The 13,312-nt window shown below is 58.0% G+C and carries 11 protein-coding genes and 1 riboswitch; of the genes, 10 read left to right on the top strand and 1 reads right to left on the bottom strand.

From position 1 onward, the window contains the following. Positions 1 to 1,197, bottom strand: a 1,197-nt coding sequence (locus tag ABF824_RS07625) for a putative DNA modification/repair radical SAM protein (protein ID WP_415487674.1), incomplete at its 3' end; no start/stop codon positions are given. Positions 1,198 to 1,335: 138 nt separating this feature from the next. Between ABF824_RS07625 and ABF824_RS07620 the strand changes: the two genes are divergently transcribed. From ABF824_RS07620 to ABF824_RS07575, 10 genes are all read left to right on the top strand, one after another. Further along, the gene (locus ABF824_RS07620; RefSeq protein ID WP_415487672.1) at positions 1,336 to 2,724 is read left to right on the top strand and encodes a dipeptidase; all 1,389 of its coding nucleotides are present in this window, start codon (positions 1,336 to 1,338) and stop codon (positions 2,722 to 2,724) included. After that, on the top strand, positions 2,721 to 3,719 hold the full coding sequence (pdxA, locus tag ABF824_RS07615; protein WP_415487670.1) for a 4-hydroxythreonine-4-phosphate dehydrogenase PdxA: 999 nt from the start codon (positions 2,721 to 2,723) through the stop codon (positions 3,717 to 3,719). The genes ABF824_RS07620 and pdxA overlap by 4 nt, the downstream gene beginning before the upstream one ends. Beyond that, positions 3,716 to 4,438: a pyridoxine 5'-phosphate synthase gene (locus tag ABF824_RS07610; protein WP_415487668.1), complete on the top strand. Its 723-nt coding sequence runs from the start codon at positions 3,716 to 3,718 to the stop codon at positions 4,436 to 4,438. The genes pdxA and ABF824_RS07610 overlap by 4 nt, the downstream gene beginning before the upstream one ends. Positions 4,439 to 4,533: 95 nt before the next feature. Continuing rightward, positions 4,534 to 4,767: riboswitch (cobalamin riboswitch) on the top strand. Positions 4,768 to 4,869: 102 nt separating this feature from the next. Beyond that, a complete protein-coding gene (locus ABF824_RS07605; protein WP_415487666.1) occupies positions 4,870 to 7,029 on the top strand; it encodes a TonB-dependent receptor plug domain-containing protein in 2,160 nt (719 codons plus the stop codon). Positions 7,030 to 7,092: 63 nt separating this feature from the next. Next, a complete protein-coding gene (locus ABF824_RS07600; RefSeq protein ID WP_415487664.1) occupies positions 7,093 to 7,938 on the top strand; it encodes an ABC transporter substrate-binding protein in 846 nt (281 codons plus the stop codon). After that, positions 7,935 to 8,942 carry a FecCD family ABC transporter permease gene (locus ABF824_RS07595; RefSeq protein WP_415487663.1) on the top strand — a complete coding sequence of 336 codons (1,008 nt, stop codon included), beginning with the start codon at positions 7,935 to 7,937 and terminating at the stop codon, positions 8,940 to 8,942. Before ABF824_RS07600 ends, ABF824_RS07595 begins: the two co-directional genes overlap by 4 nt. Then, positions 8,942 to 9,682 (top strand): ABC transporter ATP-binding protein, encoded by a 741-nt coding sequence (locus tag ABF824_RS07590; RefSeq protein WP_415487661.1) that lies wholly within the window; start codon positions 8,942 to 8,944, stop codon positions 9,680 to 9,682. The genes ABF824_RS07595 and ABF824_RS07590 overlap by 1 nt, the downstream gene beginning before the upstream one ends. A 108-nt stretch (positions 9,683 to 9,790) precedes the next feature. Continuing rightward, a complete protein-coding gene (locus ABF824_RS07585; RefSeq protein WP_415487659.1) occupies positions 9,791 to 11,149 on the top strand; it encodes a purine-cytosine permease family protein in 1,359 nt (452 codons plus the stop codon). Between the two features lie 220 nt (positions 11,150 to 11,369). Beyond that, positions 11,370 to 11,846, top strand: coding sequence for a flavin reductase family protein (locus ABF824_RS07580; protein ID WP_415487657.1), 477 nt, complete (start codon positions 11,370 to 11,372; stop codon positions 11,844 to 11,846). A 24-nt stretch (positions 11,847 to 11,870) separates the two neighbouring features. Next, positions 11,871 to 13,184 carry an NtaA/DmoA family FMN-dependent monooxygenase gene (locus ABF824_RS07575; RefSeq protein WP_415487655.1) on the top strand — a complete coding sequence of 438 codons (1,314 nt, stop codon included), beginning with the start codon at positions 11,871 to 11,873 and terminating at the stop codon, positions 13,182 to 13,184. The last annotated feature ends 128 nt before the right edge of the window (positions 13,185 to 13,312 follow it).

Here is a 13,312-nt window from a genome sequence, read left to right as displayed (position 1 = left end):
CAGAGCTTTCAGATCCAGCCGGTCCACGAGACGCACGGGTTTCCAGTCCGGGGTGGTGACGAAGGGCCTAACTTTCCGCACGCTCACGCGCAGGCGCTCAAGGTCGTCCAGCCGGAGCGTCTTGTGGCGGCGGCTGGTGAGTAGAGCCGAAACCGAGCGCGGTCCGAGGCCCGGAACACGAAGCAGAAGTTCACGGGGGGCGTGGTTGATATCCACCGGAAAGACATGCCGGTTGTCCAGCGCCCATGACAGTTTGGGATCGACGTCCAGATCCAGCATGCCGTCCGGGCGTGCTTCGGTGATTTCCTGAAACTGGAAACCGTAAAAACGGAACAGCCAGTCTGCCTGATAAAGCCGGTGCTCACGCAGCAGGGGTGGCCGCTGGGCCGGAAGCGCCTGTGAGGCGTGAGGAATGGGGCTGAATGCGGAATAATAGACGCGACGAAGTCCGTATCCGGAATAGAGCGCCGAACTGCTGGAGAGAATGTCGCGGTCGGTCGCCGCGTCAGCCCCGACGATCATCTGCGTGCTCTGGCCCCCCGGCGCAAAGCGTGGGGGACGTCGTCCGGAGGGTGTCTTTTCCTTGGCCGCTGCGATTTTCTGGCCCATCTGGCCCATGGCGGTGCGGATGCCCGCAGCATCCTTCTCCGGCGCATATTGAGACAGCCCGCGTTCTGTCGGCATTTCCACATTGATGGAAAGCCGGTCGGCATACAGTCCTGCTTCTGCGAGCAGCTCGGGAGAGGCGTCGGGGATGGCTTTCAGATGAATGTATCCGCGAAAGCCCCTATCCAGACGAAGGGTTTTCGCTATCCGGACCATTTCCTCCATCGTGTAATCCGAAGAGCGGATGATGCCTGACGAGAGAAATAGACCCTCGATATAATTGCGGCGGTAAAACTCCAGCGTCAGCCAGACGATTTCCTCGACAGAGAACCGCGCGCGTTCCACGCCGGATGAAACGCGGTTGATGCAGTAGGCACAGTCGTAAATGCAGAAATTGGTCATGAGGATCTTGAGCAGGGACACGCAGCGCCCGTCCGGCGTCCATGCGTGGCAGATGCCGCTCCGCTCGGTCGAGCCGAGCCCCTTCTCTTTTGCCGAGCCACGGCGGTTCGATCCGCTCGACGCGCAGGACGCATCGTATTTCGCGGCATCGGAGAGAATCGCCAGTCTTTCAGAGAAGGTGCGTTTCATGATTTGTTCATGTTATGTTTTCTCCGTGGGGGCGTCAAACCCTTCGTGCGCTCTGAAGTCATGATGCACCCCATTCCCCCCGACTGCTGCGAGTGCCATGATGGGGCTCTCTTATTTGGCAAAGGGGTTTTTGAACGGATGACGGCGGAACAGAACGCCCTGCGACAGGCGGACAGCAATCTCGACGCAAGCCTCGAGCGGCTCTTCGCGTTCCTACGTATTCCAAGCATTTCCACGCAGACCGTTCATGCTCACGATTGCCGCGCCGCAGCCGAGTGGCTTATGGAAAAACTGTCCGCACTTGGGTTCAGCGCTTCGGTGCGGGAAACGCCCGGTCATCCCGTTGTGGTCGCCCGGCGTGATGGACCGGCCCGTGCCCCGCACGTTCTATTTTACGGACATTACGACGTGCAGCCGGTGGACCCTCTGGCTCTCTGGGAAACGCCGCCATTCGAACCGCAGCTTGTGATGGATGCGGAGGGTGTGAAACAGATCCGGGCGCGTGGCGCGGCGGACGATAAGGGGCAGGTGATGACGTTTGTCGAAGCCTGCCGTGCCCTGATCGAGGTAGACGGAAGCCTGCCTGTCGGGGTGACATTTGTTATCGAGGGCGAGGAAGAGTCGGGTGGCGAGAACCTGCTGCCGTTTCTCAAGGCCAATGCGGAGGAACTGAAAGCCGATCTCGCGCTGATCTGCGATACGGGCATGCTGGATGCGAAAACACCAGCCATCACCACCATGTTGCGCGGTATGGTGGGCGAGGAAGTGACGATTTCCGCGGCGGATCGCGATCTTCATTCGGGCATGTTCGGGAATGCGGCGCGGAACCCGATACAGGTTCTCTGCGATATCATTTCCGATCTGCGGGATGGCGCGACAGGGCGCGTCACGCTGGCCGGTTTTTATGAAGGCGTGCCGGAGATTTCTGCGGAAGTGCGGGAGCAGTGGCGCAGGATTGGACCTTCCGACGAGGCCGGACTGGGAAGTGTCGGATTGCGCTGGCCAGCAGGGGAAGTCGGCTACACGGCGCTGGAGCAGACATGGTGTCGCCCAAGTTGCGAGATCAATGGTATTTCCGGTGGTTATGAGGAAGACGGGTTCAAGACCGTCCTTCCCGCGAAGGCGACTGCGAAAATTTCATTCCGTCTGGTGGGCGATCAAGACCCAGACGCCATTCGCGCTGCTTTCCGCGCGCATGTCCGCGCCCGTTTGCCGAAGGACTGCAAGGCCACGTTCGTGGGGCATGGCGGTTCGCGGGCCAGTGTTGTTCCACAAACACTGCCGCAACTTCAGAAAGCACTTGATGCCCTGACGGCTGAATGGGAAACCCCGGCCACTGTGATTGGTTGTGGTGGTTCCATTCCGGTCGTGGGAGAGGTGAAGGAGGCGTTGGGTCTCGACACATTGCTGATCGGGTTCGGGTTGGACGATGACCGCATCCATTCGCCGAATGAGAAGTACAACCTCGTTTCGTTTCACAAAGGCATCCGGTCATGGGTGCGCGTTCTGAAAACCCTTGCAAAATGAAGCAGCTTCCTCTGGCCCTGACGATGGGCGACCCCGCAGGCATCGGCCCCGAAATCACAGTAGGGGCATGGAAACGGCTGCGCGGGGAAGGTCCGGTTTTTGCGTGGCTCGGCGACCCGGCCTGCCTGCCGCCTTCTGTGCCGACACAGGAAATCGAAACGATTGAGGAAGCCTCGTCCGTTTTCTCAAGAGCGTTGCCAGTTCTACCACTTCAGCTATCGGTGCCGGTGCGGACAGGCGAACCGGATTCAGAAAATGCTCAGACTGTTGTTGACAGTATTGCGCGCGCTGTCGGTTTGGCGCGCGCAGGAGCCGCAGGCGGTGTCGTCACCAATCCGATCAGCAAAGCTGTTTTGCGCCGCGCAGGATTTCCTCATCCCGGTCATACTGAATTTCTGGCGGAACTCTGTGGTGTTTCAGGCCGCGAGGTGATGATGCTTGCCAGTCCCATGCTGCGCGTGGTGCCGGTGACGATTCATGTTTCGTTGCGGCAAGCGCTCGATACACTGAGTGAGGACATGATTGTCGAGGTGGGTGTGACAACGGCCCTTGCTCTAAAACGTGATTTCGGGATTGTGGAACCGCGCATTGCTGTCGCCGGGCTGAATCCGCATGCGGGCGAAGAGGGGCTGATGGGGCGGGAAGAGATCGAAATGATCGAGCCTGCCATTGCGCGTCTGCGCGCACAGGGGATCAATGTGTTTGGACCGCTGCCGCCGGATACGATGTTCACCGATGCTGCACGTGAGAAATATGACGCGGCTCTCTGCATGTATCATGATCAGGCCCTGATCCCCATCAAGACGCTCGATATGGCGAATGGTGTGAATGTGACGTTGGGGCTGCCCATCATTCGGACATCGCCGGATCACGGCACGGCATTTGACATCGCCGGTACGGGCAAGGCGGAACCGGACAGTCTCGTGGCGGCACTGCGCCTCGCCGGGTTATTGTCTGATAACCGACAGGATTACATCGAAGGAACCTCCATATGAGTCTGCGTCTTGGGGTCAATATCGATCACGTCGCGACCGTGCGTAACGCGCGCGGTGGCATTCATCCCGACCCGGTCGAGGCGGCGCTGCTTGCCGTCAAGGCGGGCGCGGATGGCATTACGGCGCATCTGCGGGAGGATCGCCGTCATATCCGTGATGAGGATATCAAGCGGCTGCGCGCGGTGCTGCGTGCTCCGCTGAATATGGAAATGGCCGCGACCGAGGAGATGGTGGACATTGCCTGCGATCTAAAGCCGCACGCCTGTTGCATCGTTCCCGAACGGCGGGAGGAGGTGACGACAGAAGGCGGCCTGGATGTTGCCGGACAGAATGCGTTGCTGGTGCCTGTCATAAGGCGTCTGAGTGACCGTGGCATTCGCGTCTCGCTTTTCGTCGATCCTGATCCGAAGCAGATCGCAGCCTCTGCGGCCGTTGGCGCTGCCGTGGTGGAACTGCATACGGGCGCTTATGCGCATGGCGAGGATGGTGAACTTGAGCGGTTGCGCACTGCCGCCGCTCAGGCGGCTGGGCTTGGTCTGGAGGTTCATGCCGGTCATGGCCTGAGTTTTGGCAATGTCGCACCTGTCGCGGCCATTTCGCAGATCTCCGAACTCAATATCGGTCATTTCCTGATTGGACAGGCCATCTTCGATGGTCTTCCGTCTGTTGTGCAGGAAATGAAGCGGCTGATGGGTGCGGCGCGAGGTGCTGCGCTGTAACAGCGGTAGCCTCGGGCGTGGCATTCCTGTCACAACTGATGCCATCATGCGACAACGCAGCCGGCCATGTTGTTGACAGGACGGCCTCGCCCTGTAAACCACGGCGCCATGATGGTTTCCCGGCGTTGCGATTGGATCGTGACGAGGGATGAAAAGGGAAGCCGGTGTGGGTTCATCCCAATTCCGGCGCTGCCCCCGCAACTGTGAGCGGTATGGGTCTTCTCGACTGGCGATGATGCCAGCCCACTGGAACGCGGCGTTCTGGGAAGGGAGAGAAAAACCCGGTTAAACCGCGAGTCAGGAGACCTGCCATTATGCCGGATGTTGCGGACGAGGCGTGTCGGACGGGGTGATCCGGCAAGTAAGGCAGACGGTCTTTCCGAGACACGGATGCTTTCTCGTGGCAACGCTGAAAACCACGAGCGTTCCTTATGTCTTTCCGAGTCCTTCTGGCCGGAGCCACTCTGCTTTCCTCCATTGTGACGATCCCGGCTTACGCGGAAACGAGCAATCCCCGGTTGCAGCGTCAGCCGAAGCCCGCGGTTCCACCGCCGGTTGATAAAGTAAAGGCGTCTGCCGTCCATTCGTCTGCGGCAACTGGCTCACACGCGAAGCAGGCCATTCTTTCCGAAACGGCAAATTCCCTGCCGGAAAACATTACTGTCAGCGCCGCCCGTCGTCCCATCCGTGCGGACGAGATTGGCACGGCGATGACGATCATCACCGAGAAGCAGATCCAGATTCAGCAACGTCGGTCTCTGTCGGATATTCTCGTGCGTCAGCCGGGGATCAACGTGGTGCGTACCGGCGGCATGGGCGGTTCGACATCCATCTTCATGCGCGGCACCAATTCCAACGAGGTGAAGGTTCGCCTTGATGGTATGGATATCAATGATGGCAGCGGTGCTTCGGGTGCTTTCGACGCCGCGCAATATATGACCGACGGGCTGGGGCGTATTGAAATCCTGCGCGGTCCGCAAAGCGGTCTTTACGGTGCGGATGCCATGGCGGGTGTGATCGACATGACGACGGCACAGGGAGAGGGGCGGTTCAAGCCTTTCGTCCGTGTGGAGGGCGGTTCATACGGCACGTTCAATCAGGCATTCGGCGCACGGGGAAGCGCGGATCGTTTCCATTATAATGTGCAGTTGTCGCATTATCGGCAGGTCGGGTTTCACGCCGTTCCGAATGATGTCGAGCGGTATGCTGCGACATTCGCTCCCATCACCAAAGAACAGCGCGACCGGGGCAATACCTATGACAACCGGAGCGCCAACGTCCGCCTCGGTTATGATGTGCTCGACAATTTCGATCTCGGCCTGACTGCCCGTGTGATGCAGAGCAACTACCGCTCATATGGATCATACGAAATGCTTGACGAGGCATGGGGGTATGCCGGGCGCGAGCGGGAACGGACCATCCAGAACACGGCCATCGTGCGCGGCACTGCGCATCTCAACTCATGGAACGGTCTGTTCGACCAGATCATCGGCCTTGGTTACATGACCAACTGGCGCAATTTCACGTATCTGGGCACCAATACGGACGGTAGCGCGCGTCTCTATGATCCTTCATATTACAGGTCCGATCGCCTAAAGATCGACTGGCATGGCACGTTCGATCTGAAGAAATACGGATCGTTGCTGATTGGTGCTGAGCATTTTCACGACACATATTATGGAAACCAAGGCGACAACAGCGGCACGAACTATGCGCCATACAGCACCCGTGCCAGCATGGATACCACGGCGGGCTATGGCCAGTATCAGGGTAATTGGAACAGGATTCTTTATGGTGCTGCCAACATCCGTTACGATTCCAATTCGCGCTATGGGCATTATGTGACCTGGCGTGTAGCGCCAGCCATCCACATTCCGGGCACTGGGACCGTCATCAAGGCCAGTGCGGGGAGTGGTTTTCATGGTCCGTCGCTCTACCAGCTTTTCGGCACCACGCGCGGCACTGGATACAGCTCGCTTGGCAACCCGAACCTCCGTGCGGAACGTTTGATCGGTTACGATGTCAGCATCGAACAGAAGTTGGTGCATGACAGGCTGCATTTTGGCGCGACATGGTATGAGAACCACGTGAACAATCTCATCCAGTCAACGGTGACATACGCGCCACAAAGCACGATTTACTCCTATGCCAATGTTACACGCGCGCGCATGTATGGTGTGGAAGCGTTCCTGAATTGGAAAGCGCTCGATAATCTCGAATTCAATCTGAATTACACATGGACCCATGCGCGGGATACGATGAACGACCTGCCGCTCCAGCGTCGTCCGCAGCACAAGTTCAACTTCAACACCACCTGGCGGCCGATCAAGGATCTCACCCTGTCTGGCAATATTCTCTATGTCAGCGGCTGGCGTGACTATCCGGTGTATTCAAGCACCTACAGCTACTGTGAGACCTGCACCAAGGGGCATGGCTACATGACGATCGACGTGGCGGCGAATTATAAAATCAACCGTTTCCTCAGCGTTTTTGCCCGTGCCGACAATCTGCTCAACCGGCAGTATCAGAACCCCGTAGGCTATCTCCAGCAGGGCCGTGCAGGCTATGGCGGTTTCACCCTGAGTTACTGACCGCTCAAGCGACCGGACATTCTGCCCGCGTCGAAAACAGGAAGAAGGGACCGCCCGCACGTCATGGCTTTTCTGCGCACTCTCCGCATCATGGTGTTGGCGTTCCTTCTGCCCGTTGTTCCGGCACAGGCAGCCCGTATCGCTTCGCTCAATCTCTGTACCGACCAGTTGGCTCTGCTGCTGGCTGACAGGAGCGATCTGATCGGTCTCTCGCCATTGGCACAGGATTGCACGGAATCCGCGCTGTGTGAGCAGGCGCGGGATATGCCGGTGCTACAGGCGACAGCGGAAACGGTCCTTGCCGCTCACCCCGATGTGGTGCTGGGCGGACGCTTTACCGCGCGCCTCGCCATCCGGGCAGCGAAAGAGGTCGGGGCGCAGGTGCTCACTCTTCCGCCTGCCTCTTCGCTGGCCGATATTCCCAGGCAGATCCGTCAGGTTGCCCGACTGGTCGGTCATCCTGAGCGGGGTGAAGCCCTGATCGCTGCTTTTAACCGCCGCCTTTCCGAAATTTCATTGCCTCGTCGGGAGAATGACCCGATTGCCGTGATTTACGAAGCGAATGGTTTTGTCGTGCATGCAGGCAGTCTTGCGGACGATGTTCTGGCGCATTCCGGTCTGCGTAACTTCTCCACTCTTGCCGGAACGCCTCCCATGGGCGGGCAGGTCGTCATGGAACTGCTGCTGGCCTATCATCCGGATTTGCTGGTGCGTGACCTCTCGGGACCGGGGCGTTCGCTGGCACAGGCCATGCTGTCCAATCCAGCGCTTCTCGCTGCGTTTCCACCGCCGCATGTCGTGGATGTGCCGGCACGGCTCTGGCTGTGCGGGCTGCCGCAGACGCTCGATGCGGTGGCAATTCTGCGTGAATCTCACGATATACTTGTGAAAAAGGACGCTGTGCCATGATGATTCCGAGACCTTCCGGGCTTGTCATCCTGCTGTCCGGTCTGCTCGCGCTTCTTGCCGCTGCCGCGCTGCTGTGGGGTGAGGCCGCACTCGATGTGCCAGCTGCGTTTCATGACTGGCTGGCTGGACGTCCAACCGTTGGGGCAGTCATCCTCGGCCAGCTTCGCCTGCCGCGCCTGCTGCTCGCACTGATGGTGGGCGGTACGCTGGGCCTGAGCGGTGCTGTGTTGCAGGGCTACCTCCGTAACCCGCTGGCTGATCCCGGTCTCCTCGGTGTGTCGGGCGGCGCGGCGTTGGGCGCAGTGTGTGTGTTCTACACGGGGCTGTTTCAGATTGCTGCTGCGCTCTTGCCTCTGGGTGGCCTGCTGGGCGCGGCGGCATCGGTAGGACTGCTCATCACGCTTGTCGGACGGGGAGGGCCGCTGGTTCTGCTGCTTGCTGGGGCGGCTCTGAGCAGTTTCACCGCTGCATTGACTGCATTGGTGCTTAATCTTGTGCCAAGCCCTTATGCCACTTTCGAAATCATGCGCTGGCTCATGGGATCTTTGACAGATCGTACCATGACTGATGTTTGGCTGGCCCTTCCCGGTGTGTTGATTGGGAGCGTGCTCATGCTGGGCACCGGGCGTGCCCTTGATGCCCTGACGATGGGCGAAGATGTGGCGGAAAGTCTTGGCTTTCCCTTGCGAGGTTGGACGGGTGTGCAGATGCGTGTCGTGGCGGGGGCGGCTCTCGCTGTTGGCTCCTGTGTAGCAGTATCGGGAGCCATCGGCTTTGTCGGGCTGGTTGTGCCGCATCTGTTGCGTCCTCTCACGGGCCATCGACCGGCGCGGTTGCTCATTCCTTCCGCTCTTGGGGGCGCGGTGCTGGTGCTGGCGGCCGATCTTGCCGTCCGCTCGCTTGCCGGCCGTGCGGAACTCAAACTTGGCGTGGTCACGGCGCTGATCGGTGCGCCGGTATTCTTTCATCGCGTCATCCTGTTTCGCAAGCAGGGGACTCTCTGATGCTTGAAGCCCGCGACCTGACTTTTACAACCGGGGGCGCAACATTGCTGCGCAATGCCTCGGCGTCCTTCGAGGCTGGCACTGTGACCGGGCTGCTTGGCCCGAATGGTGCGGGAAAGTCGACGCTTCTGAAACTGCTGGCAGGTCTGTTGCCGCCTACAGAAGGAACGGTGTTCTGCGGAGACGACGATCTGGCGCACCTCCCTCAGTCGCGGCGTGCGCGTCGGATTGCCTACATGCCGCAGGATCTTCCCCCATTTCCACCAATGCCCGTCCGCGAAATAGCCTCCCTCGGGCGTCTGCCTTATGGGGAGGCGCCCGGTGTGGCGCTGGAGCATCCTTCAGTCAGTATGGCCCTCGGTCTGGCCGGTCTGGAGGATCTTGCTACCCGTGCGGCCGATCGTCTGTCCGGAGGCGAGCGCGCGCGTCTGATGCTCGCGCGTGCTCTTGCGGTGGAAGCGCCTGTGCTGCTGGCCGATGAACCCGTTGCCGCACTTGATCCGGCGCATGCTCTTGGCGTGATGCGAGTGCTACGGGCCCTTGCGGCAGAGGGATGTTGCGTGGTGCTGGTGATCCACGATCTTCTTCTGGCCACGCGTTTTTGTGACCGTCTTGTGGTGATGAAAGACGGCGCAATCCGTTACGCTCTTCCTGCGGCTGCATTGAGTGGCGCGATGGTGCAGGAGGTCTATGGCGTGGATGTGCGGCACGTGGAAGGAGCGATGGTGCCTTGGGGATAGTGAGCGTTTCCTCAAGGAAGCCTTTCAAATGAAACATTGCGGAATCGATATGTAGCGCATACACTATAAATGCGCAGCCTTCCCCGCCTTCTCAAAGCAAAGGCCTTCATGACTGACGAGACGGCAAATTTCTCCGTTGAGGCGAACAGCACTTCATTCGTGCCTCTTGGTCAGCGCCACGGCCGGGTGAGGGACCTGTTCACGCTCTGGTTCACCACCAATATAGCGCCTTTGCCAATTGTCACCGGGGCGACGCTCTATCGGACGGTGCATCTCCCGTTCTGGGTGGTGATTCTGACGATCATCGCAGGGCATGTGATGGGGGGACTGGTTCTGGGTGCCTGTTCGGCGCAGGGGCCGCAGACGGGCCTGCCGCAGATGGTTCAGGCCCGCGCCCAGTTCGGACGGTATGGATCTCTTCTGATCGTTTTGATTTCTTCCCTGCTTTATTTGGGGTTTTTTACGTCCAATACGGCTCTAGCTGGTGCGGCTTTGCATGGGCTGTTCAGCGGTATTTCCCCGGCGATGGGCGCTGTTCTGGCTGGCGTTGGTGCGGTGGGGATCGGGGTGATGGGGTATAATGCCATCCATCTCATCAATCGGCTTGGGTTCTGGTTTATGGCTGCCGCTCTTGCAGCAGGCTTTGTGTCCGTGTTGTGGACTGGTGGGATTCCGGTCAGCACGTCTCCCATGCAGACTTCCGGCTTCATCAACTGGATGCTGCTGTTTTCGACAACCTGTGTCTGGAACATCTCCTATTCCTGCTACACTTCCGACTATTCGCGCTATCTGCCGCCGACAGTCGGTTTCAGGGGGCCATTTCTTGCAAGCGCAGGAGGGGCGGCGGGAGGCGCATCACTCAGCTTCATCTTTGGTGTGCTCGTTGCGGCGACAATGCCCGGTATTGTCGATCCGCTTTCCGCGATTGCAGGAATAGCGCAGCCGCTCGGGCTCTGTCTGATGGCTCTGTTTGTGCTCAACATCGTCAGTCACAACGCACTGAACGTGTATGGCGCGGTTCTTACGCTCATTACTGCCATTCAGACGATCTTCTTTTTATGGACGCCCGGCAGGTTGGCCCGTCTATGCTTTTCAGCCGTTATCCTGATGGGAAGCCTGACGATCGTAACGTTTTATCCCACGAGCGTTGTGCCGGTTTTTCTCAATATTGTGCTGTCATTGCTGATTGTGCTCGTGCCGTGGGTGACGGTCAATCTCTGCATGTTCTATTTCCCTCGCGCAGTGCGGGAAGGCAGCCAGAGCGCTCAGGCAAATGCAGGATTTGACCTCAGGGTCTGTTTTGCATTTCTGATCGGGGTTGTTGTGCAAATTCCGTTTACATCCAACGCATTTTACACGGGTCCTCTGGTTGAGTATTTGCACGGGATCAATCTCGGCTGGCTGATCGCATCTCCGGTTACGGCAGTCATGCTGTTCCTGCTGCATGGTCGTCGAGGAGAGGTATAGTGCCCTGTCTTACCAGCTGCGTGTCTTTTGTGCTGTATGCGCGGGTTCACTCAACGATTCGTAGGGAAGATATTTCTCACTAATATCTTTGAAAATTCTAAGGTTATCCGGAAAATAAGCGCTGGAAAAATTTGTTGTGGATTTCGATTATTTGTAGTGTATACATTATATATCGGTATCGAAATAAGTTGTGTCGTGCCATTCCAAGGAGAAGAAACCGGTGATTGATCAGGCCGACTTTCGTGAGTTGATGTCACGTTTACCTAGTCCTGTTTGCGTTGTGACAACCGATGGACCAGCAGGTCTGGCTGGTCTTACTGTTTCCGCTGCCTGTTCTGTGACCGACACTCCGCCTACCATGCTTGTGTGCGTGAACCGTTCCAGCAGAAGCTATGCCGCCCTGATGGAAAATCGCGAGATATGCATCAATGTTCTTGGTTCGCGGCAGCAGGAAATCGCCATGCGGTTTGCCTCTTCAAAAGGTGATATGGCCGAGAAATTCGAAGGGTTGCCGACGCATAAGCTGCGTGGTGGTGCGCCTGCCATTGAAGGCTGCCTTGCCTCTCTGGACTGCTCCATTGTCAAAACGGCGGATATCGGCACCCATACCGTGCTGTTCTGTGAAGTTCATGCGTCTTCCTCTGAAGAAGATGAAGGCCTGACCTATTTTCGTCGCGCGTTTCTCTGTCTTTCCTGACGTCTGTCTTACGGGAGATCCACTATGTCCAGAAAAATGAGCCTGTTTGCTTATCTGAAGACCGGTCCGACAGCATTGCATCCTGCGGGCTGGCGTCATCCCGAGGCGACTTTGGGGGATATTCTCAAGCCGTCGCGGTATGAAAGCATTGCACGCACCCTTGAAGATGCCTGTTTTGACGGCTGTTTTTTCGCGGACCTGCAAGGTCTGTATGACATTCATGCCGGTGGCTACGATGCTTATGTCCGGTATGGCGGTCAGGTCAGCTATCTGGACCCGATGACGGTTCTGCCCGTCATGGCCGCGGCAACGCGGTATATCGGTCTGGGTGCGACACTTTCGACAACATTGCTGCCTGCCTATCATCTGGCGCGTTCGTTGCAGTCGCTGGACGTGATGAGCGGTGGTCGTGTGGCCTGGAATGTCGTGACATCTGCTACCGAACTGGAAGCACGCAATTACGGTCTCGACAGTCTCCCTGACAAAGATCTGCGTTACGATCAGGCGGACGAAGTTGTCGAGGCCTGCATGAAGCTGTGGAAAAGCTGGGACGAGGACGCGTGGATTCTCGACAAAGAGCACGGCATATTCGGTGATCCGGCCAAGGTTCATTACGCAAATTACGAAGGACGTTTTGTCCGCACGCGCGGGCCGATCACCATTCCCCGGAGTGCGCAGGGGCATCCCGTTCTCATGCAGGCTGGCTCATCGCCTCGTGGAACCGAATTTGCCGCGCGTTGGGCTGAACTGGTCTTTACGTTCTACGCCCCGAAAGAAAAGGCCATTGCCAGCTACAACACCCTGAAGGAAAAAGTCGTTGCGGCGGGCCGTCGACCGACCGACTGTGCGGTTGCCATGCTCGCGACCTGCATTGTCGGTGAGACGGATTCCATCGCTCGTGAAAAAGCTGATTATATCAACAATCTTGTGGTTGGAGAGTTGAACGCAGCCCATCTGTCCGCGTCAGCCGGAGTGGATGTCACGAAACTTTCCGATAAAAACAAGGCAGGATCAGAATCCGGCTCTCAGGGCATGCATGCAAGCATTGAGGAGGTCTCCGAGTTGCAGAAAACTGCCAAGGAGCAGTTCATGGAGGCGGCAAAAAAGGCGCTTCCTGCACAGATCGTTGGCTCTCCGAAGACGGTTGCGGACAGGCTGGAAGAAATCTTCACTTCTGGTTGCTGCGATGGGTTTGTGCTCGATCCGGTAACGGCACCATCGAGCCATGAGACATTTGCCCGCGCGGTTGTTCCTGAATTGCAGCGGCGCGGTCTGTTCCGTAAGCATTATGAGGCAACAACACTACGCGGCAATATCGGAACCCGTCCGGGCCGCTGACATATTTTTCTGAAATTACCACTCTGAACGGAACGACTGAGACTGGAGTTAAAAAGGGGCCAACTGATTAGGAACCATGGGGACAGAAGGGCCCATATTAAATTATTTATAAAAAAATATTAGGTAAA

The organism is Acetobacter sp., from assembly GCF_047721705.1.
GTDB lineage: Bacteria > Pseudomonadota > Alphaproteobacteria > Acetobacterales > Acetobacteraceae > Acetobacter.
This window is presented reverse-complemented; position numbering and strand designations above follow the sequence as displayed.